At 74.6% G+C, this 19,878-nt stretch carries 19 protein-coding genes; 16 read left to right on the top strand and 3 right to left on the bottom strand.

What is annotated here, in order from left to right; genetic code table 11:
• Positions 1 to 73 precede the first annotated feature (73 nt).
• From OG618_RS09690 to OG618_RS09660, 7 genes are all read left to right on the top strand, one after another.
• On the top strand, positions 74 to 937 hold the full coding sequence (locus OG618_RS09690; protein ID WP_380387401.1) for a dihydrodipicolinate synthase family protein: 864 nt from the start codon (positions 74 to 76) through the stop codon (positions 935 to 937).
• 89 nt (positions 938 to 1,026) lie between these two features.
• Positions 1,027 to 2,031 carry a proline racemase family protein gene (locus OG618_RS09685; RefSeq protein ID WP_329486915.1) on the top strand — a complete coding sequence of 335 codons (1,005 nt, stop codon included), beginning with the start codon at positions 1,027 to 1,029 and terminating at the stop codon, positions 2,029 to 2,031.
• Between the two features lie 22 nt (positions 2,032 to 2,053).
• Positions 2,054 to 3,427, top strand: a complete 1,374-nt coding sequence (locus tag OG618_RS09680) for an aldehyde dehydrogenase family protein (protein ID WP_329492054.1) — start codon at positions 2,054 to 2,056, stop codon at positions 3,425 to 3,427.
• Complete coding sequence (locus OG618_RS09675) at positions 3,427 to 4,455, top strand: proline racemase family protein (RefSeq protein ID WP_329486914.1); 1,029 nt, start codon at positions 3,427 to 3,429, stop codon at positions 4,453 to 4,455. Before OG618_RS09680 ends, OG618_RS09675 begins: the two co-directional genes overlap by 1 nt.
• A 149-nt stretch (positions 4,456 to 4,604) precedes the next feature.
• Positions 4,605 to 5,471 (top strand): ornithine cyclodeaminase family protein, encoded by an 867-nt coding sequence (locus tag OG618_RS09670; RefSeq protein WP_329492053.1) that lies wholly within the window; start codon positions 4,605 to 4,607, stop codon positions 5,469 to 5,471.
• Positions 5,472 to 5,655: 184 nt separating this feature from the next.
• Entirely contained in the window at positions 5,656 to 6,369 is a 714-nt protein-coding gene (locus OG618_RS09665) for a GntR family transcriptional regulator (protein WP_329486913.1), read from the top strand.
• Between the two features lie 102 nt (positions 6,370 to 6,471).
• Positions 6,472 to 7,068: a Uma2 family endonuclease gene (locus OG618_RS09660; RefSeq protein ID WP_329486912.1), complete on the top strand. Its 597-nt coding sequence runs from the start codon at positions 6,472 to 6,474 to the stop codon at positions 7,066 to 7,068.
• A 1-nt stretch (position 7,069) separates the two neighbouring features.
• On the opposite strand, the gene OG618_RS09655 is transcribed toward OG618_RS09660, so the two are convergent.
• Together OG618_RS09655 and OG618_RS09650 are read right to left on the bottom strand one after the other, a co-directional pair.
• Positions 7,070 to 7,750 (bottom strand): ABC transporter ATP-binding protein, encoded by a 681-nt coding sequence (locus tag OG618_RS09655; RefSeq protein ID WP_329486911.1) that lies wholly within the window; start codon positions 7,748 to 7,750, stop codon positions 7,070 to 7,072.
• A complete protein-coding gene (locus OG618_RS09650; protein ID WP_329486910.1) occupies positions 7,747 to 8,823 on the bottom strand; it encodes an ABC transporter permease in 1,077 nt (358 codons plus the stop codon). The genes OG618_RS09655 and OG618_RS09650 overlap by 4 nt, the downstream gene beginning before the upstream one ends.
• A 185-nt stretch (positions 8,824 to 9,008) precedes the next feature.
• Between OG618_RS09650 and OG618_RS09645 the strand changes: the two genes are divergently transcribed.
• The 4 genes from OG618_RS09645 to OG618_RS09630 all read left to right on the top strand — a co-directional run bounded on the left by OG618_RS09645 (position 9,009) and on the right by OG618_RS09630 (position 12,384).
• Complete coding sequence (locus tag OG618_RS09645; RefSeq protein WP_329486908.1) at positions 9,009 to 10,217, top strand: sensor histidine kinase; 1,209 nt, start codon at positions 9,009 to 9,011, stop codon at positions 10,215 to 10,217.
• Positions 10,214 to 10,861 carry a response regulator transcription factor gene (locus OG618_RS09640; protein WP_329486906.1) on the top strand — a complete coding sequence of 216 codons (648 nt, stop codon included), beginning with the start codon at positions 10,214 to 10,216 and terminating at the stop codon, positions 10,859 to 10,861. The genes OG618_RS09645 and OG618_RS09640 overlap by 4 nt, the downstream gene beginning before the upstream one ends.
• A gap of 61 nt (positions 10,862 to 10,922) precedes the next feature.
• Positions 10,923 to 11,951, top strand: coding sequence for a nitronate monooxygenase (locus OG618_RS09635; protein WP_329486905.1), 1,029 nt, complete (start codon positions 10,923 to 10,925; stop codon positions 11,949 to 11,951).
• Positions 11,952 to 12,093: 142 nt separating this feature from the next.
• Entirely contained in the window at positions 12,094 to 12,384 is a 291-nt protein-coding gene (locus tag OG618_RS09630; RefSeq protein WP_329486904.1) for a helix-turn-helix domain-containing protein, read from the top strand.
• A 30-nt stretch (positions 12,385 to 12,414) separates the two neighbouring features.
• Here the strand turns inward: OG618_RS09630 and OG618_RS09625 are convergent, their stop codons facing one another.
• The gene (locus tag OG618_RS09625) at positions 12,415 to 13,890 is read right to left on the bottom strand and encodes an aminopeptidase P family protein (protein WP_329486903.1); all 1,476 of its coding nucleotides are present in this window, start codon (positions 13,888 to 13,890) and stop codon (positions 12,415 to 12,417) included.
• Between the two features lie 214 nt (positions 13,891 to 14,104).
• Between OG618_RS09625 and OG618_RS09620 the strand changes: the two genes are divergently transcribed.
• The 5 genes from OG618_RS09620 to OG618_RS09600 are packed head-to-tail and all read left to right on the top strand — an operon-like array spanning position 14,105 to position 19,820.
• Positions 14,105 to 15,856, top strand: coding sequence for an ABC transporter substrate-binding protein (locus OG618_RS09620; RefSeq protein WP_329486902.1), 1,752 nt, complete (start codon positions 14,105 to 14,107; stop codon positions 15,854 to 15,856).
• A 13-nt stretch (positions 15,857 to 15,869) separates the two neighbouring features.
• Positions 15,870 to 16,829, top strand: a complete 960-nt coding sequence (locus OG618_RS09615) for an ABC transporter permease (RefSeq protein ID WP_329486901.1) — start codon at positions 15,870 to 15,872, stop codon at positions 16,827 to 16,829.
• The gene (locus OG618_RS09610) at positions 16,826 to 17,812 is read left to right on the top strand and encodes an ABC transporter permease (protein WP_329486900.1); all 987 of its coding nucleotides are present in this window, start codon (positions 16,826 to 16,828) and stop codon (positions 17,810 to 17,812) included. The genes OG618_RS09615 and OG618_RS09610 overlap by 4 nt, the downstream gene beginning before the upstream one ends.
• Positions 17,812 to 18,810: an ABC transporter ATP-binding protein gene (locus OG618_RS09605; RefSeq protein ID WP_329486899.1), complete on the top strand. Its 999-nt coding sequence runs from the start codon at positions 17,812 to 17,814 to the stop codon at positions 18,808 to 18,810. The genes OG618_RS09610 and OG618_RS09605 overlap by 1 nt, the downstream gene beginning before the upstream one ends.
• On the top strand, positions 18,807 to 19,820 hold the full coding sequence (locus OG618_RS09600) for an ABC transporter ATP-binding protein (RefSeq protein ID WP_329486897.1): 1,014 nt from the start codon (positions 18,807 to 18,809) through the stop codon (positions 19,818 to 19,820). The genes OG618_RS09605 and OG618_RS09600 overlap by 4 nt, the downstream gene beginning before the upstream one ends.
• The last annotated feature ends 58 nt before the right edge of the window (positions 19,821 to 19,878 follow it).

Below are 19,878 nucleotides of genomic sequence, written 5' to 3'. Positions count from 1 at the left end.
AATGTCACACCTCACCAAGGAGTCAGCTGTGTCACACACCCCGCACGACACCACCCGTCCCTGGCGCGGCATCATGGTCGCCACCACGATCCCGCTGCGCCCGGACCACTCCGTCGACTACGACGCCTACGCCGAGCACGTCCGCTGGCTGATCGACTCGGGCTGCGACGGCGTCGTCCCCAACGGCTCCCTGGGGGAGTACCAGACGCTCACCGCCGAGGAGCGGGCCAAGGTCGTCGAGGTCGCCGTCGAGGCGGCCGGCGACGGCTCCCGGGTGATGCCCGGGGTGGCCGCGTACGGCAGTGCCGAGTCCCGCCGCTGGACCGAGCAGGCCGCCGAGGCGGGCGCCGGCTCAGTCCTGCTGCTGCCGCCGAACGCCTACCGCGCCGACCACGACGCCGTCCGGGCCCACTACGCCGAGGTGGCCAAGGCCGGCCTGCCGGTCGTCGCCTACAACAACCCGTACGACACCAAGGTCGACCTCGTCCCCGCGCTGCTGGCGCGGCTGCACGGCGAGGGCTCGATCGTCGCCGTCAAGGAGTTCAGCGGCGACGTCCGCCGGGCGTACGAGATCGCCGAGCTGGCCCCGGGGCTCGACCTGCTGATCGGCGCCGACGACGTGCTGCTGGAGCTGGCCCTGGCCGGCGCGGTCGGCTGGATCGCCGGGTACCCGAACGCCCTGCCGGCCGCGAGCGTCGCCCTGTACCAGGCCGCCGTCGCCCACGACCTGGACGTCGCACTGCCGCTCTACAAGGCCCTGCACCCGCTGCTGCGCTGGGACTCCAAGACCGAGTTCGTCCAGGCGATCAAGCTCTCGATGGACATCGTCGGCCGCCCCGGCGGTCCCACCCGCGAGCCGCGGTTGCCGCTCGGCCCGGAGATCGAGGCGGCCGTCCGCGCGGCCACCGAGAAGGCACTGGCCGAGGGGCTCGGGTAACCGACCCCGCTGCCACCGGGTGCGGCCGGCTGCTGGGGCAGCCGGCCCGGCCCGCCACCCCACCCACCCCCGACGGGAGTCGCCACCAGATGCGCAGCCGCCACGTGTTCCACGCCGTCGACTCGCACACCGAGGGCATGCCGACCCGGGTCGTCACCGGCGGCTTCGGTGTCATCCCCGGTGCCACCATGGCCGAGCGCCGGGTGCACTTCCAGCAGCACCTCGACCACTTCCGGACGCTGCTGATGTACGAGCCGCGCGGCCACGCCGCGATGAGCGGCGCCGTCCTCCAGCCGCCGACCCGCCCGGACGCCGACTTCGGGGTGCTCTACATCGAGGTCTCCGGCCTGCTGCCGATGTGCGGCCACGGCACCATCGGCGTGGCCACCGTCCTGGTCGAGACCGGCATGGTGCCGGTGGTCGAGCCGGTCACCACCGTGCGGCTGGACACCCCGGCCGGGCTGGTGACCGCCGACGTGCGGGTCGAGGACGGCGCCGCCACCGCGGTGACCATCCGCAACGTGCCCTCGTACGCGGTCGCCCTGGACCGCAAGATCGAGGTGCCCGGGTACGGCACGGTCGGCTACGACCTCGCGTACGGCGGCAACTTCTACGCGATCCTGCCGCTCGCCGAGTTCGGGCTGCCGTTCGAGCGCGAGCGCAAGCAGGACATCCTGGACGCCGGACTCGCCCTGATGGAGGCCGTCAACGGCGGCCCGGACCGGCCGGTGCACCCCGAGGACCCGTCGATCCACAGCTGCCACCACGTCCAACTGCTCGCGCCCGGCTCCACCGCCGAGCACTCCCGGCACGCGATGGCCATCCACCCCGGCTGGTTCGACCGCTCGCCGTGCGGCACCGGCACCTCCGCGCGGATGGCCCAGCTGCACGCCCGGGGCGAACTCCCGCTCGGGCGGGACTTCCGCAACGACTCCTTCATCGGGACGACCTTCACCGGCCGCCTGGTCGAGGAGACCGAGGTGGCCGGACGGCCCGCCGTGGTGCCGACCGTCACCGGCCGGGCCTGGATCACCGGCACCGCCCAGTACTTCCTCGACCCGAGCGACCCGTTCCCGGCCGGGTTCCTGCTCTGAACCGCCTGAACACCCCGAAGGGCTGCCTGCTGTGACGATCCTTTCGTACAACCCCGCCGATCCCGAGGACCTCGTGGCCGAGGTCGACGCGCCCGGTGCCGAGGCCGTCCGGGCCGCCGTCGGGCGGGCCCGGGCCGCGCAGCCCGGCTGGCTCGCCGCCGGGGCCGCCGCGCGCTCGGCCGCGCTCACCCGGTTCGCCGGGGCGGTCGAGGAGCACGCCGAGGAGCTGACGGCGCTGATCGTCCGCGAGGTCGGCAAGCCGGTGGCCGAGGCGCGCGGCGAGGTCGGCCGCACCGCGGCGATCCTGCGCTACTACGCGCAGGCGCCGTACGCGCCCGCCGGCGCCGTCCACGAGACCGCCGCCGGCGAGGGCCTGCTGCTCACCCGCCGCCGCCCCTACGGGGTGGCCGGGCTGATCACGCCGTGGAACTTCCCGCTGGCGATCCCGGCCTGGAAGGCCGCGCCGGCGCTGGCGGTCGGCAACACCGTGGCGCTCAAGCCCGCGCCGGAGGCCACCGCCTGCGCGCTGCGGCTGGCGGAGCTCGCCTCGGCGGCGGGTCTGCCCGAGGGCGTGTTCACCGTGCTGCCGGGCGGGGCGGAGGAGGGCGCGGCGCTGGTCGACACGGCGGACGTGGTGTCGTTCACCGGCTCGACGGGCGTCGGGCGGGCCGTGGTGCGGGCCGCCACCGAGCGCGGCGTCCCGGTCCAGGCCGAGCTGGGCGGCCTCAACGCGGCCCTGGTGCTGCCGGACGCCGACCCCGAGCAGGCCGCCGCCCATCTGGCGGCCGCCATCGCCGGGTACGCCGGGCAGAAGTGCACCGCCACCAGCCGGGTGATCGCCGTCGGCGCGGCCCACGAGCCGCTGCGCGCCGCCCTGGTGAAGGCGCTCGGCCTGGTCGACGACGCGGCCTGCGGGCCGGTCATCTCGGCCGCCGCCCGGGACCGGCTCACCGGCGCCGTCGAGTCCGCCCGCGCCGCCGGGGCCACCGTGCTCACCGGCGGGGGCGTCCCGGAGCGGCCCGGCTGGTACGTCGAGCCGACCCTGCTCGCCGACGTACCGGCCGAACACCCGCTGCGGCGCGAGGAGTTCTTCGGACCGGTGGCCGTCCTGCTGGCGGCCGCGGACCTGGACGAGGCGATCGCGCTCGCCAACGACACCCCGCACTCGCTGGCCACCTCGGTGCACAGCCGCAGCCTGGACGTGGCGCTGGCCGCCGCGGACCGGCTGGACGCGGGCATGATCCGGATCAACGCGCCCTCCAGCGGCGTCGACTTCCACCTGCCGTTCGGCGGCGCCAAGGGCGCGAGCCACGGGGAGCGGGAACAGGGCGCGGCCGCGCTCGACTTCTACACCGCGAGCCGTACCGTCAGCGTCCTCCCGGCCGGTGGCGCGTGATGCGGGTCAGCGCCGTGGACTACCACTGCGCCGGCGAGCCGTTCCGGATCGTCGTCGGCGGCGCCCCCGGCGTGCCCGGGGACAGCGTCGCCGAGCGGCGGGCCGTCGCGATCGGCGCGGGCGGCACGGCCACCGCGCCCCGGCCGGGCCCGCTCGACGAGGTGCGGCGACTGCTCGTCCGGGAGCCGCGCGGGCACGCCGGGATGTACGGCGGCTTCCTGGTGCCGCCGGACGACGACGAGGCGCACCTCGGCGTGCTCTTCTGGCACAAGGACGGCTACTCCACCGCCTGCGGCCACGGCACCATCGCGCTCGGCGCCTGGGCGGTGGACTCGGGGCTGGTCCGGGCCCCGGACGACGGGGTGGCCCGGGTGCGGATCGACGTGCCGTCCGGGCGGGTCACCGCCGCCGTGCACCGCGCCGGCGGGCGGACCACCGGGGTGACCTTCCGCAACGTACCGGCCGTCGTCAGCGCGCCGAAGCTGGCGGTGCGGACCTCGCGCGGCACCGTGGAGGTGGCCGTCGCGCACGCGGGCGCCTGCTACGCCAGCGTGCCGGCGGCCGCGCTGGGGCTCGCCGTCGAGCCCGGGCTGCTGCCCGAACTCACCGCCGTCGGGCGGGAGATCCGGGCCGCCCTGGCGGACTCGCCGGCCGTCCGGCACCCGACCGACCCGCGGCTCTCGGGGGTCTACGGGGTGATCCTCCACGACGAGCTGCCCGAGGGCCCAGCCGGGCCCGCCCAGCGCAACGTCACCGTCTTCGCGGACGGCCAGATCGACCGCTCGCCGTGCGGCTCCGGGACGTCGGCGCGCCTCGCCGTGCTCGCCGCCGAGGGGCGGCTGGCCCCGGGCGGGGAACTGCGCCACGAGTCGCTGATCGGGACGGTGTTCACCGGCCGGGTGCTGCCCGGCGGCGACCCGCTCGGCGCCGGTGTGGTCACCGAGGTCACCGGCACCGCCCACCGCACCGGCGAGCACACCTTCCTGCTCGACCCGGACGACACGCTGGGGACGGGGTTCCTGCTGTGACCGCCCGCCGTCCCGAACCCCTCCTGCTGCCCGGCGCGGCGGCTGAGCCGCTCCAGCGCGTCGCGCCGGGCTCCGACCGGCCGGGCGCGGCCGGGCCTGTTTCCGAGGCCGGGCCGGTCCACGTCGTCGGGCCGGGCGCGGTCGGCTCGTTGGGTCCGGCCCGGGCCGCCGAGGCGATCGAGCGGGTGCTGCTGGCCGGGCTCGACCCGGAGGCCGGGCCCGCCCGGTCGGCGGTACCGGTGCCGGCGGGTGAACTGCTGCTGATGCCGGCGGCCACGGCCGAGTACGCCGGGGTGAAGATCGCCGGGGTGGCCCCCGGGAACGCCGCCCTCGGCCTGCCCCGGATCACCGGCAGCTACCTGCTGCTGGACGGCCCGACCCTGCGGCCCGTCGCCCTGCTCGACGGTGCGGCGCTCACCGCGCTGCGCACGCCCGCCGTCACCGCCGTCGCGCTGCGGCGCCTCGCCGCGCCGGACGCCGCGCACCTGGTCCTGTTCGGGGCCGGCCCGCAGGCGTACGGGCACCTGGACGCGCTGCTCGCCGTCCGGCCGCTGACCAGGGTCACCGTGGTGGCCCGCAGCGAGGCGCCCGCCGAGGCGCTGGCCGGGTACGCGCGCCGGCTCGGGCTCGCGGCCGCGGTGGGCACGGCCGCCGCGGTGGCCGAGGCGGACCTGGTGGTCTGCTGCACCACCGCGCGTACGCCGCTGTTCGACGGCGCGCTGGTGCCCGACCACGCGGCGGTGGCCGCGGTCGGCTCGCACGAGCCGGACGCGCGGGAGGTGGACGCGGTGCTGGTCGGCCGGGCCGAGCTCTACGTGGAGGCGCGGGCGGCCGCGCTGCGGGAGGCGGGGGACCTGCTGATGGCGGGGGTCACCGGCGCCGGTCCGCTCTGGAACCTGGCCGAACTGGTGCGCGGCGAGGCGCCGGTGCCGAGCGACCGGCCGCGGTTCTTCAAGAGCGTCGGGATGGCCTGGCAGGACCTCGCCGTCGCGGCGGAGGTCCACCGGCGGGGCTGAGCCGGGCGGGGGCGGGGGGCCTCCGCCGAGGTTGGCCGCCGACCGTTGCGACGGGCGGCGGCCACTGCCACGATGGGCCCGCCGGGACGCGGCCGCCGCCGGCTGTCCGAATCACGAAATGTTGCACACTCAACGTAACGTGACATTGTACGCTGGTGTTCTGCGACCCATCCGGAGGAACACCATGGCCGACCTCAAAGCCCGCACCCTGATCTCCGTGCAGGAGCGGCTGCGCGACCAGGTCGCCCACGCCCTCCGCGCCGCACTGATCTCCGGCGAGCTGCGCCCCGGCGTGGTGTACTCCGCGCCCGCGCTCGCCGCCGACTTCGGCGTCTCCGCCACCCCCGTCCGCGAGGCGATGCTCGACCTCGCCCGGGAGGGCCTGGTCGAGGCCGTCCGCAACAAGGGCTTCCGGGTCACCGAGCTGACCGAACGCGACCTCGACGACTTCACCGAGATCCGCGCCCTGATCGAGGTCCCGACCGTCGGCCGGGTCACCCGCACCGCCACCGCCGAGCAGCTGGAGGCGCTGCGTCCGCAGGCGGAGGCGATCGTGGCCGCCGCCCGCAAGCACGACCTGATCGGCTACCTGGAGGCGGACCGCCAGTTCCACCTCGACCTGCTCGGCCTGGCCGGCAACGCCCGCCTGGTGGAGGTCGTCGGGGACCTGCGCAAGCGCTCCCGGCTCTACGGCCTGAACCGCCTCGATCAGCGCGGCGAGCTGGTCTCCTCCGCCGAGGAGCACCTGGAGCTGCTCGACCTGATGCTCTCCGGCGACGCGGAGGCCGCCGAGGCCTGCATGTCGCGCCACCTCGGCCACGTCCGCTCGCTCTGGGCGGCCGGCCAGGAGGAGGCGGAGGAGAAGGCCCGCCCGGCCCTGCGGCTGCGGGCCCGGTAGGGGCCCGGACCGCTCGTTCGGGTGAAGACCGACGATCGGGCGGCGGGCGGGGCAGGCGCTCTACGATGATGCGCTCGACATTCGGCAGTCAGGAGGAACTCCTTGTCCGCCGCGACAGTGGAAGAACCCGGTGAGCAGCTGACGCTGCTCGAAGCCGCTGAGCTGATCTCCAATCAGCTGGTGGGGCACCGAGTCGAGATCATCGCGGGTCAGATCACCGTCACGCCGCCGCCCAACGGCCAGCACGGCGATGCCCTGACGAGCATCAGCATTCCGCTCCTCCTGGCGGGCCTTCACGGGGAGACGACCCGCGTCATCCAGGGGATGGGCCTCTGGCTGCCGGACGGTCCGTCCGACTTCGCCATCCCCGATCTGTCGGTCGTCGACGCGGACTACGCCGACCATCTGGTCGATCGCAACAGCTACGACCCCGGGGTCTTCCGGCTCGTGCTGGAGGTCACCTCCTCGAACCTGAGTGACGATCTGAAGAAGAAGCCTTCCGCCTACGCGTCCGCAGGCATCCCCGTCTATGTGATCGTCGACCGGACGAACGGGCGGGTACTGGTGCTGACCGACCCGCGGGACGGCGAGTACCGGGTGCACGCCGTCCACCGACCCGGGCAGTCGTTCACGCTGCCGGGGTCGATCGGGGCGGCGGTGACCTTCTCGGTGGACGGGATGCTGGGGCCCCAGAAGTAGCTCACACCGCCGCCGGCACCGTGAGCCGGCCGTCGTGGACCTCGGCGACGCGGTCGACGGCCGTGAGGTGGGCCCGGTCGTGGGTGACCAGCACGGTGGCGGTGGCGCGGCGGTGGGTGAGTTCGGTGATCAGGTCGATCACGGCGGCGCCGCGCTCGTGGTCCAGCGCGCTGGTGGGCTCGTCGATCAGCAGCACCGTCGGGTCGTTCATCAGGGCGCGGGCGATGTTGACGCGCTGGCGCTGACCGCCGGAGAGCTGGTGCGGTCGGCGCGCCGCCTGGTCGCGCAGTCCGACGGCGGCCAGGAGCTCCAGCGCGCGGGGGAGGGCGCCGCGCGGGGAGCGGCCGTCGAGGTGGGCCATCACCTGGAGCTGTTCGGCGGCGGTGAGCGAGGGCAGCAGGTTGGCCTGCTGGAAGACGACGCCGATCCGGCCGCGACGCAGCGCCGTCAGCTCGGCGCGGTTCAGTCCGGTGGTCTCGACGCCGTCCACCACCACCCGGCCGGTGTCCGGGGCGGTCAGCGTGGCGGCGACCGCCAGCAGGCTGGACTTGCCGGAGCCGGACGGGCCGACCACCGCGGTGATCGAGCCCTTCGGCACGGTCAGCGAGACGTCGTCCAGCGCGGTCAGCCGGCCCTCGCCGTCCGGGTAGGTGAGGGTCACGCGGTCGAGGTGCAGGCTCATCGGGCACTCCCCAGGGCGGTCAGCGGGTCGACGGAGGTGATCCGGCGGATGGACAGGGCCGCGCCGACCGCGCCGAGCGCGATCATCACGACGGCCGGGACGAGGACGGTCGGGGCGTCCAGGACGAACGGCACCGCCGAGCCGAGCAGGGTGCCGGCGCCGACCGCGATCGCGGTGCCGGCTGCCGTGCCCAGCACCAGCAGCAGGACCGCCTGGCCGAGCGCGTCCGTGAGCAGGTAGCGGGTGGAGGCGCCGAGTGCCTTCAGCACCGCGACGTCGCCGCTGCGCTGGATCGTCCAGACGGTGAAGAAGGCGCCGATCACCAGCGCCGAGATGGCGAACAGGAAGCCGCGCATCAGTTGCAGCGAGCCGTTCTCCGAGGTGTAGGAGCCGATCGCGGCGAGCGCGTCCGCCCGGCTCCGGGTCTCGGTGCCGTACCGGGCGTCCGCCGTGCCGAGGTCCGCGCCGGGGGCCGTGGTCAGGGCGATCACCGTGGCGTGCCCGGCGCCGCCCGGGGCGACCGCCTGCCAGTCGGGGAGGCTGGTCCAGACGACCGGGGTGTGGCTGAAGGAGGCGTTGCCGGCCACCGCCGCGACCTGGAGCGGGTGTCCCGCCAGGGTGAAGGCCGCGCCGGGACGCAGACCGCCGAGCTCCTCGGCGGCGGCCTGCGACAGCACGGCCCGGCCGGGGCCGACCGCATCGCCCCGGGGGGCCAGCGGCGAGCCGTCCGGTACGCCGAAGGCGGAGAGCGCGGTGGTGCGCTGCCCGGCGGCGGCCTTGGTGGTGGTGATCCCGAGCGGTTGCGCGGCCGCGACCCCGGGGGCCCGCGCCCAGCCCTGCCACTGCTCGGGGGTGACCTGGGAGTCGGTGAAGGAGAGCCGCTGCCCGTCGGCGGGGACGGCGAAGGCGAGATGGTCGGCGGGCAGGCCGGTGATCGCCGAGACGTTCTGCCGGCCGAGCCCGGCCGTCAGGCCGGACAGCAGGCCGACCAGTACGGTGATCAGCACGACGACGGTTCCCATCAGGGCGAACCGCCCCTTCGCGAACCGCAGGTCCCTCCAGGCGACGAACACGTCCGGGCTCTCCTCTTCCTCGGGTCCGCCGCGGCTTGCGCAGCGGCGGCGACGCTCACCACCGTCCCGCGGAAGGGGGCCGTGGGGCATCGCGCGCGGGATTGGAACCTCGGCATCGAAGGGGAGAGGCAGAGTTCAACCTTTTGATTGATCCGTCCGGGCGGCACGGACCCTAGGCTGGACGGATGGCGACCGAACGACCTCGAACCACCCCCGTCGCCCGCGTGCTCCAGGTCTGCCTGCACCTGCTGGTGGCGGGCCTGCTCGCACTCGCCGTGGCCCGTGCCGTGGTCGGCCGCGGCGCCGAGCCGGCGGCCGTCGTCGCCGCCGGTACCGCGATGGCCGCGGTGTACGCGGCCGGGCCGCTGGTCGGGGCCGTCCGGCGGTCGCGGTGGTCCACCGTCTTCTGGCTGGCCGTGCTCGGTGTGACCTGGGTGGGAGTGCTGACCACCACCCAGGACGGCGTCTGGCTCGCCTTCCCGCTGTACTTCCTGGAGCTGCACCTGCTCGGCCGCCGGGGCGGGCTGGTGGCCGTCGCCGTCACCGCCGTCACCGCGGTCGTCGCGTGGTCCTGGCACCAGCACACCGTCGGCTTCGCCGCGGCGATCGGGCCCACGCTCGGTGCGGCCGTCGCCGTCGTCACCGTCTTCGGCTACCAGGCGCTCTACCGGGAGAGCGAGGAGCGCCGCCGGCTGATCGACGAGCTCACCGCCGCCCGGGCCGGCCTCGACGCCGCCCACCACACCGCCGGTGTGCTGGCCGAGCGCGAACGGCTGGCCCGGGAGATCCACGACACCCTCGCCCAGAGCCTGTCCAGCATCCAGCTGCTGCTGCGGGCCGCCCAGCGGGCCCTGCCCGACCGGACCGAGGCCGCCGCCGACTACGTCGAACAGGCCCGTCGGGCGGCCCAGGACAACCTCGCCGAGGCCCGCCGCTTCGTCCGCGCGCTGACCCCGCCCGATCTGGAGAGCGGCTCGCTGGCCGGCGCCCTCGAACGGCTCTGTGCCACCACGACCGCGCACGCCGGCCTGCCCGTCCGGCTGCACGTCTCGGGCGACCCGGTGCGGCTGCCGGTGCCGCACGAGGTCGCGCTGCTGCGGATCGCGCAGTCCGCCCTGGGCAACACGGTGCGGCACGCGAAGGCCTCGCACGCCGAGGTGACGCTCAGCTACATGGAGGGCGAGGTCGCGCTGGACGTGTTCGACGACGGGGCGGGTTTCGACCCGGCGCGGGCAGCCGCCGACGCCGACGGGGACGGCGGCTTCGGCCTGCCGTCCATGCGGGCCAGGGCGCGGGCGCTGGGCGGTACCTTCGCCGTGGAGTCCGCCCCGGGAGAGGGGACGGCGCTCGCCGTACTGCTGCCCGTCGCCCCCGCCACCGAGGACTCCCCGTGACCGACGCCGTGATCCGCCTGCTGCTCGCCGACGACCACCCGGTGGTCCGGGCCGGGCTGCGGGCCGTCCTGGAGAGCGAGCGGGACTTCGCCGTCGTCGCCGAGGCCGCCACCGCCGAACGGGCCGTGCAGCTGGCGGCGGAGGTCGAGGTGGACGTCGTGCTGATGGACCTGCAGTTCGGGCCGGGCTCGGCGATGAACGGCGCCCAGGCCACCGCCGCGATCACGGCCCGGGCGGCGGCGCCCCGGGTGCTGATCGTCACCACCTACGACAGCGACGCGGACACCCTGCCCGCGCTGGAGGCCGGGGCCACCGGGTACCTGCTGAAGGACGCGCCGCCGGAGGAGCTGGCCCGGGCCGTCCGCTCGGCCGCGCAGGGGCGGACGGCGCTGGCGGCGGCGGTGGCGGACCGGCTGCTGGAGCGGATGCGGACGCCGTCGGCGGCGCTGAGCGCGCGGGAGACGGAGGTGCTGGGACTGGTCGCGGACGGGCTGACCAACCAGGGGATCAGCCAGCGGCTGCATCTGAGCCAGGCCACGGTGAAGTCCCACCTGGTGCACGTCTACGCCAAGTTGGGGGTGGACTCGCGGACGGCGGCGGTCCGCGAGGCACGGGCGCGGGGGCTGATCCGCCGGGGGGCCTGAGGGTCGCGGGCGTAGGGTTGGGCGGAGCCCGAAGCCGTCACGCGCAGTGGAGGAACCCGGAATGGCCGTCCGCCTCGACGAACTCGCCGTGCCCGTCATCGCCGCGCCCATGGCGGGCGGGGCGACCACCCCGGAGCTGGTCGCCGCGGTGAACGCGGCCGGGGGGCTGGGGTTCCTCGCCGCCGGGTACCGGAGCGCCACCGCGACGGTCGAACAGATCGACCGGGTCCGCGAGTTGACCGACCGGCCGTTCGGCGTGAACCTCTTCGTGCCCGCCGCGCCCGGCGATCCGCGGGCCGTCGCCGCCTACCGCGCGCGGCTGCTGCCGGAGGCGCGGCGCCTGGATGTCCGCCTGCCGGAGGAGATCGCGCCGGACCGCGACGACTGGGACGCCAAGATCGCCGCACTGCTGGCCGGGGCGCCGGCCGTCCCCGTGGTGTCGTACACCTTCGGGCTGCCCTCGCCCGAGGAGGCGCGGGCGCTGCGGGCGGCCGGGATCCACCAGGTCGCCACCGTGACCACGCCGCAGGAGGCGCGGCGCGCCGAGGCGGTCGGGATGGACGCCCTCTGCGTGCAGGGTCCGGAGGCGGGCGGCCACCGGGCCACGCACGGCGTGGCGGACCGGCCGGGGGACGTCCCGCTGCTCCGACTGCTGCCCGCCGTGGGCGCGGTGACGGCGCTGCCGCTGATCGCGGCGGGCGGGCTCGCCGACGGCCCGGCGGTCGCGGCCGCGCTGCGGGCCGGGGCGGTGGCCGTCCAGGTGGGGACGGCGCTGCTGCGCGCGGACGAGTCCGGGGCGAACGCGGCGCACCGGGCCGCGCTGACCGAACTCCCGGAGACGGTGGTGACGCGCGCGTTCACCGGCCGCCCGGCGCGCGGGCTGCGCAACGCGTTCATCGACCGGTACGAGCCGTACGCCCCGGCCGCCTACCCGGAGGTGCACCACCTCACCCAGCCGCTGCGGGCGGCGGCTGCCGCCCGGGCGGACACCGCGGCGATGCACCTGTGGGCCGGCACCGGCCACCGCGCGGCCCGCGGCGGCCCGGCCGCAGAGATCGTCGGCGAGCTGTGGCGGGCGGCCCGGAGCTGAGGCGGACGGCCACTCGCCCCACCGGGCGCACACCCGGGGCGCGAAGAGCCGGCCGTGTCATCCCCCGCGAGGGTGGCGGGACGGCGGAGCCGCGCTACGGCCGGGCCGGTGTGGGGGAATGGGCCGGTGAGGGAGCGCGCGCATGAAGGGTCGTGGCTGGACCGAGGTGAGGGCAGAGGTCCTGGAGCGGGCGCGGATGCGGCAGGAGTCGTGGGCGCGGATCCGTGGTCACGAGCTGGCGGAGCTGCGGCTGAAGGTGGGGCTGACGCAGAAGGAGGTGGCGGGGTTGCTCGGGGTGAGCCAGGCGCGGGTGTCGCAGATCGAGCACGGGCAGGTGGACAGCCTGGACAACCTGCGGGCCTGCGCGGCGGCGATCGGCGGCGAGGTGAAGGTCACCGTGCGGCAGGGGGACCGGACGATCAAGGTGGCCTGAGCCGGCCCCCTGCCCGTGGCGCGGTGGTGGTCAGGCGAGCAGTTCGGCCATCCAGGCTTCGACGGCGGTGGCGGTGCGGGGGAGTGCGTCGGACATCAGCCGGGCGCCGTCGGCGGTGATGACGAGGTCGTCCTCCAGGCGGATGCCGAGCCCGCGCAGTTCCAGCGGGAGGGTCTCGTCGTCGGGCTGGAGGTAGAGGCCGGGCTCCACGGTGAGGACGTGGCCCTCCTCCAGGACGCCGTCGAGGTAGGTGTCGGCGCGGGCCTTGGCGCAGTCGTGCACGTCCAGGCCGAGCATGTGGCCGCTGCTGCAGAGGGTGTAGCGGCGGTAGAGGCCGCTGTCCTCGGCGAGGGCCTGCTCGGCGGGGATCCGCAGTACGCCCCAGTCGGCGAGGCCCTCGGCGAAGACCCGCATCGCGGCGAGGTGGAAGTCGCGGAACCGCGCGCCGGGGCGCAGCGCGGCGATGCCGGCGTCCTGGGCGGCCAGCACCAGGTCGTAGGCCTGGCGCTGGGCGGGGCTGAAGGTGCCGCTCAGCGGAAGGGTGCGGGTGATGTCGGCGGTGTACAGGGTGTCGGTCTCGACGCCGGCGTCGAGCAGCAGCAGGGCGTTCGGGTCGAGCGCGCCGTCGTTGCGGATCCAGTGCAGGACGCAGGCGTGGGCTCCCGACGCGGCGATGGTGTCGTAGCCGGTGCCGTTGCCCTCGGCGCGGGCGCGCAGGTTGAAGATCCCCTCGATCCAGCGCTCGCCGCGCGGGTGGCGCAGGGCGGCGGGGAGGGCGCGGACGACGTCCTGGAAGCCGAGGACGGTGTGGTCGACGGAGAGCTGGAGCTGTTCGACCTCCCAGGCGTCCTTGACCAGGCGCAGCTCGGACAGCACCGAGGCGAGGGCGGCGTCGTCCGCGCGCCGGGCGGGTGAGCCGGGCCGGTCGGTGGCGGCGTCCAGGGCGGTGTCGACGCCGGCCAGCACGCGGGTGGCGGGCTGCGGTCCGGTGAGCAGCTTGTCGAGGTCGTCGAGGTGCTCGGTGCGCAGGCCGGTGAGGCGGGTGGCCTCGGCGAGGTCGGGGCGGCGGCCGACCCAGAACTCGCCGTAGCGGCGGTCGCGGTAGAACTCGCCGCCGCGGGCGGAGTCGCCGCCGCGCGGTGAGCGGGGGCGCAGGTAGAGGACGGGCTCGTGGCCCTCGGGGCCGGCGGGCTCCAGGACGAGGACGTGGCCGGGCTGGTCCTCGCCGGTGAGGCCGGTGAGCCAGGCGTAGGCGCTGTGCGGGCGGAACCGGTAGTCGTCGTCGTTGCTGCGCACCTTGAGCTCGCCGGCCGGGACGATCAGGCGTTCGCCGGGGAAGGCGGCGGAGAGCCGGGCGCGGCGGCCGGGCATGGCGGCGTACCCGGGGACGCGCCGGTCGTCGGTGAGCGGGGTGGGGGCCCAGGCGGTGGCCATGTAGGCCTCCAGGGCGGGGGAGGTCGGCAGGTCGTGGCTGCTGGTGTTGAGACCGGTCTGACGGAGGGTCACCGGGGGGTCTCCTCTACGGGGCGGCGGGGTGGCACGGACACAGCTCGATAACGGGACGCGTCATCTCTTGTGCAGTGCAATTTCACATTACTATGTTACGGGTCACACCGCGGAGCGGCCAGACCTGTCGAGGCGCCCTCCCGGTCGATCCCCGGATCACCTCCGGGGTCGGACGACGGGCCATCAACGGCGGCCCCCCACTGCGGAGTTGCACATGAACAGGCGCACCCACGCCGCCCTCGCGGCGGCCCTCGCGGCGACACTCACCCTCGGCCTCGGGGCCTGCAAGAACGACAAGAGCGACACCGCCGGTGACACCACGGCCGCCGGAACCAAGGGCCCGGGCGCGGCGGCCGGCTCCATCGTCGGCGGCTCCCCGGTCAAGGGCGGCACGCTCACCGTGCTGACCAACCAGGACTTCGCGCACCTCGACCCGGCCCGCAACTGGGTGCTGCCGCACATGGACTTCGGCACCCGGCTGATCTACCGCACCCTGGTCACCTTCAAGTCCGAGCCGGGCAGCGCCGGCAGCGAGATCGTCCCGGACCTCGCCACCGACCTCGGCAAGTCCTCCGACGGGGGCAAGACCTGGACCTTCACCCTGCGCGACGGCCTCAAGTACGAGGACGGCAGCCCGATCAAGTCCGCCGACGTCAAGTACAACGTCGAGCGGTCCTTCGCCCCGGACCTCACCGGTGGCCCCGACTACGCCATCCAGTACCTGGCCGGCGGCGAGAACTACAAGGGCCCGCTGAACGGCGAGCACCTGCCCAGCATCGAGACCCCGGACGACAAGACCATCGTCTTCCGCCTGAAGCGCCCGGTCGCCGAGTTCTCGTACACCGCCACCCTGCCGACCTTCTCGCCCGTGCCGCAGTCGCAGGAGAAGGGCACCCAGTACGACTCGCGGCCGTTCTCCTCCGGCCCGTACAAGATCGCCTCCTACGACCGCGGGAAGCAGCTCGTGCTGGTCCGCAACACCAACTGGGACCAGGCCTCCGACACGGTCCGCAAGGCGTACCCGGACAAGATCGTGGTCACCCAGGGCCTCAAGGGCGGTCAGGCCGACGACCGGGTCATCGCGAGTGACGGCGCCGACGCCTCCACCATCGAGATGCCGTGGATGCAGCACGAGTCCGTCTCGAAGGTGCTGCCCAAGGCGGACGTCAAGGCCCGCATGGTGGCCGAGCAGACCGGCTGCACCGACATGCTGTACCTGAACACCGCCAAGGCGCCCTTCGACGACCCGAAGGTGCGCGAGGCGATGATGTACGCGGTCGACCGCGAGGCCCAGGTCACCGCCTTCGGCGGCCCGGCGATGGCGGACGTCGCGACCTCCTTCCTGCCGCCCTCGCTGACCGCCGGGGCCAAGGCCGATCCGCTGAAGATCCCGGCCGCCGGTGACCCGGAGAAGGCCAAGGACCTGCTCAAGGCGGCGGGCAGGACCGACCTCAAGGTCTCGCTCCTCGTGTCCATCGGTGACAAGAGTCGCGGCGAGGCGCTCCAGCAGTCGCTGGCCAAGGCCGGCGTCCAGGTCACCGTCAACACCGTGGACGCGTCGGCCTTCTCCGACACCGTCGGCGATACCAAGAACGCCCCCGAGCTGACCATCAACGGCTGGTGCCCGGACTACCCGTCCGCCGCGACCTTCCTGCCCTTCCTCTTCGACGGCCGCACCATCAAGGAGAAGGGCAACCAGGGCAACTACAGCCAGTTCCGGGACCAGGCCACGATGGACCGGATGGACCAGATCGCGGCCATGACCGACCTGGCCGAGGCCAACGCCGCCTGGAAGCAGCTGGACGAGGACCTGGTGAAGAAGGCCCCTGCCGTGCCGCTGATGTGGCAGCGCCGCCCGCTGCTGGTCGGCACCAACGTGGCCGGCGCGTTCGGCAACTCCGGCTACGCCGGCATGATCGACATGGCTGTGGTCGGCCTCAAGGACCCCGCGAAGAGCCAGGGCTGAGGGAACGTCAGCGATGAGTACTACCACTGACCCCGCCGCCGTGGAGGACACGGCGGCGGGCCCCGCGAAGGCCGCCGGGCGCGGGCCCTGGCGGCTCGTCGGGGAGCGGCTGTGGGCCCAGGGCTCGGCCCGGTTCGGCCTGATCACCGTCGCCGTGCTGGTCCTGGCGGCGGCCCTGGCCGGCCCGTTGAGCTCGCTCGGCGGCTGGACCCCCGAGGAGTTCGACAAGCGCGCCATCGACCCCTACATGGGCGGCACGCCGATCGGCGCCTTCGGCGGGATCGGCACCCGGCACTGGCTCGGCGTCGAACCCGGCTCGGGCCGCGACCTGTTCGCCCGCGTGCTGCACGGCGGCCAGGTCTCCCTGCTGATCGCGTTCACCGCCACCGCGCTGGTCGTGATCGCCGGCACCCTGGCCGGGATCGTGGCCGGCTACTTCGGCGGCCGCGTCGACGCGGCGCTCTCCCGGCTGATGGACCTCACGATGTCCTTCCCCTCGCTGATCTTCATGATCGCCATGATGTCGGTGGCCAAGGACGTCAACCGGATCCTGCTGATGACCCTGGTGATCGGCCTGTTCGGCTGGCCCGGCATCGCCCGGGTGGTCCGCGGCCAGACCCTCTCGCTCAAGCACCGCGAGTACGTCGAGGCGGCCAAGGTCGGCGGCGCGCGCTCCTGGCGCATCCTCACCCGGGAGATCCTGCCGAACGTCTCCGGCCCGATCATCGCCTACACCACGCTGCTGATCCCCGGCATGATCGCCACCGAGGCCGCCCTCAGCTACCTCGGCGTCGGCGTCCGCCCGCCCACCGCGTCCTGGGGTCAGATGATCGCCGAGAGCATCCTCCACTACGAGACCGATCCGACCTACTTCCTCATCCCGACGGTCTTCCTCTTCATCGCGGTGCTCGCCTTCACCCTGCTCGGTGACGCGCTGCGCGACATCCTCGACCCCCGGGGAGGCCGGTCGTGATCATCTACCTCGGCCGCCGGCTGATCGGTGTCGCGGGCATCATGCTCGCCATCTGCGCCATCACCTTCACCATCTTCTACCTGCTGCCCAACGACCCGGCCGCGGCCGCCTGCGGCAAGACCTGCAGCCCCGAGCGGCTCGCCGCCGTCAAGGCGGCGATGGGCCTGGACGCGCCGGTCTGGGACCAGTTCGGCAGCTACCTGGGCGGCATCTTCGCCGGCCGCGACTACGGCAGCGGCCCCAGCGCCGTGCACTGCGGCTTCCCCTGCCTGGGCTACTCCTACGAGTACGGGCTGCCGGTCTGGGACCTGCTCACCGACCGCCTGCCGGTCTCCGTCTCGCTCGCCTTCGGCGCGGCGGCGCTCTGGCTGGTCCTCGGCCTCGGCGCCGGCATCACCTCGGCCCTGCGCAAGGGCGGCCTCACCGACCGCACCCTGATGGTGCTGTCGGTCGGAACCGCCTCGCTGCCGGTCTACTTCACCTCGATCATGCTGATCTGGGGCGTCGTGCGGACCGCCGGCCTGCTGCCCTACCCGTCCTACCACGCGCTCACCGAGGACCCGTTCGGCTGGGCCTCCAACCTGCTGCTCCCCTGGATCGCGCTGGCCCTGCTCTACGCGGCCATGTACGCCCGGCAGAGCCGCAACTCGATGATCGAGACGATGGCCGAGCCGTACATCCGCACCGCCCGCGCCAAGGGCCTGCCCGCGCTCACCGTGACGGTCAAGCACGGGCTGCGCTCCGGGATGACGCCCATCCTCACCATCTTCGGGATGGACCTCGGCGGACTGCTCGCGGGCGCCGTCATCACGGAGTCGATCTTCGGTCTGCCCGGGGTCGGCCGGCTCTTCTACGACGGGCTGATCCGCTCCGACCAGCCCGTCATCCTCGGCGTCACCCTGCTCGCGGCCTTCTTCATCGTCGCGGCGAACCTGCTGGTCGACCTGCTCTACGCCTACGTCGACCCGAGAGTGAGGTACTGATGGCACTGTTGGAGGTCGAGGATCTCGCCGTCTCCTTCGACACCCCGCGCGGCACCGTCCGGGCCGTCGACGGCATCTCCTTCACCGTCGCGTCCGGGCAGACCCTCGGCCTGGTCGGGGAGTCCGGCAGCGGCAAGTCCGTCACCTCGCTGGCCGTGATGGGCCTGCACCGCGGCGCCGCCGTCACCGGCTCGATCCGGCTGGCCGGACAGGAGCTGAACGGCCTGGGGGAGCGGCAGCTGGGCACCGTCCGGGGGCGGCGGATCGCCATGATCTTCCAGGACCCGCTGTCCAGCCTGCACCCCTTCTACACCGTCGGCGAGCAGATCGCCGAGCACTACCGGGTGCACTTCAGGGCCGACCGCAGGGCCGGCCGCGCCCGGGCCGTGGAGATGCTGGGCGAGGTCGGCATCCCCGAGCCGGCCCGCCGGGTCGACGAGTACCCGCACCAGTTCTCCGGCGGCATGCGCCAGCGCGTGATGATCGCCATGGCGCTCGCCTGCGAACCCGACCTGCTGATCGCCGACGAGCCCACCACCGCCCTGGACGTCACCGTCCAGGCCCAGATCCTCGACCTGATCGCCCGCATCCAACAGGACCGCGGCCTCGGCGTCGTCATGATCACCCACGACCTCGGCGTGGTCGCCCGGGTCGCCCACGAGGTGCTGGTGATGTACGGCGGCCGGGCCGCCGAACAGGCCCCCGTCGACCGGCTGTTCGGCGCCCCCGCGCACCCGTACACCCGCGGGCTGCTCGACTCGCTGCCCCGCCTCGACGACACCGACGACGCCCCGCTGCGGGCCATCCCCGGCAGCCCGCCGTCGCTGATCGCCCCCGCCCCCGGCTGCACCTTCGCCCCGCGCTGCGCCCGCACCAGCGCCGCCACCGCCGAGGAGCACGCCCGCTGCCTGGCCGAGCGCCCCGCGTTCGGCCCGCTCGCCCCCGGCCACCAGGCCGCCTGCCACCTGCCGCTGGTGCCGCTGGGAGCCCGCTCATGAACGACCGACCGCTGACGGCCGACCGGCCGCGCTCCGCCGAGCCGCTGCTGTCCGTCCGGGACCTGGTGAAGACCTTCCCCGGCCGGCGCAGCCGCACCGGCCGGGCCGGCGCCCCGATCCGGGCCGTCGACGGCGTGAGCTTCGACGTCGCCCAGGGCGAGACGCTCGGCCTGGTCGGGGAGTCGGGCTGCGGCAAGTCGACCACCGGGCGGATGATCGTCCGGCTGCTCGACCCCACCGCGGGCACCGTCACCTTCGACGGCACCGAGATCGGCGGCCTGTCGCAGGCCGCGCTGCGCCCGCACCGGCGGCACCTCCAGATGGTGTTCCAGGACCCGTACTCCTCGCTCAACCCCCGCCAGACGGTGGCCCGGATCATCTCCGAGCCGCTGCTGGTCCAGGGCGCCGGCGCGGCCGGGGCGCGCAAGCGGGCCGCCGAGCTGATGGAGCTGGTCGGGCTGATCCCCGAACACCTGGACCGCTACCCGCACGAGTTCTCCGGCGGCCAGGCCCAGCGGATCGGCATCGCCCGCTCGCTGGCCACCTCGCCCCGGCTGGTCATCGCCGACGAGCCGGTCTCCGCGCTGGACGTCTCCATCCAGGCCCAGGTGGTCAATCTGATGGAGCGGCTCCAGGACGAGCTCGGCCTGGCGTACGTCTTCATCGCGCACGACCTCTCGGTGGTCAAGCGGGTCTGCGACCGGGTCGCCGTGATGTACCTCGGCCGGATCGTCGAGATCGGCGACAAGGCGGAGGTCTACGGCAACGCCGCGCACCCCTACACCCGGGCGCTGCTCTCCGCGGTGCCGCTGCCGGACCCGGCCGCCGAGCGGGCGCGCGAGCGGATCGTGCTGCTCGGCGACCCGCCGAGCCCGGCCAACCCGCCGTCCGGGTGCAGCTTCCACCCGCGGTGCCCGAAGGCCCAGGAGCTCTGCCGGACGGAGCGTCCGCTGCTGCGGATCGCCGGACCGGGCACCCGGCAGGCGGCCTGCCACTTCCCGGAGGCCTGACGCCCCGGCCGCCGGACCACCCCTGCCCGCCTGTGGGCCGGGCGGTCCGGCGGCACCC

It is taken from the genome of Kitasatospora sp. NBC_01246 (genome assembly GCF_036226505.1).
Classification (GTDB): domain Bacteria; phylum Actinomycetota; class Actinomycetes; order Streptomycetales; family Streptomycetaceae; genus Kitasatospora.
The sequence above is the reverse complement of the archived record's forward strand: the minus strand, read 5'-3'. Positions and strand labels throughout refer to the sequence as shown.

Coding starts and splice junctions, on each gene's coding strand:
- OG618_RS09630 (WP_329486904.1), top strand. CDS start 12,094: ATGAAGGGTCGTGGCTGGACCGAGGTGAGGGCAGAGGTCCTGGAGCGG.
- OG618_RS09685 (WP_329486915.1), top strand. CDS start 1,027: ATGCGCAGCCGCCACGTGTTCCACGCCGTCGACTCGCACACCGAGGGC.
- OG618_RS09645 (WP_329486908.1), top strand. CDS start 9,009: ATGGCGACCGAACGACCTCGAACCACCCCCGTCGCCCGCGTGCTCCAG.
- OG618_RS09690 (WP_380387401.1), top strand. CDS start 74: ATGGTCGCCACCACGATCCCGCTGCGCCCGGACCACTCCGTCGACTAC.
- OG618_RS09620 (WP_329486902.1), top strand. CDS start 14,105: ATGAACAGGCGCACCCACGCCGCCCTCGCGGCGGCCCTCGCGGCGACA.
- OG618_RS09665 (WP_329486913.1), top strand. CDS start 5,656: ATGGCCGACCTCAAAGCCCGCACCCTGATCTCCGTGCAGGAGCGGCTG.
- OG618_RS09635 (WP_329486905.1), top strand. CDS start 10,923: ATGGCCGTCCGCCTCGACGAACTCGCCGTGCCCGTCATCGCCGCGCCC.
- OG618_RS09615 (WP_329486901.1), top strand. CDS start 15,870: ATGAGTACTACCACTGACCCCGCCGCCGTGGAGGACACGGCGGCGGGC.
- OG618_RS09605 (WP_329486899.1), top strand. CDS start 17,812: ATGGCACTGTTGGAGGTCGAGGATCTCGCCGTCTCCTTCGACACCCCG.
- OG618_RS09675 (WP_329486914.1), top strand. CDS start 3,427: ATGCGGGTCAGCGCCGTGGACTACCACTGCGCCGGCGAGCCGTTCCGG.
- OG618_RS09600 (WP_329486897.1), top strand. CDS start 18,807: ATGAACGACCGACCGCTGACGGCCGACCGGCCGCGCTCCGCCGAGCCG.
- OG618_RS09655 (WP_329486911.1), bottom strand. CDS start 7,750: ATGAGCCTGCACCTCGACCGCGTGACCCTCACCTACCCGGACGGCGAG.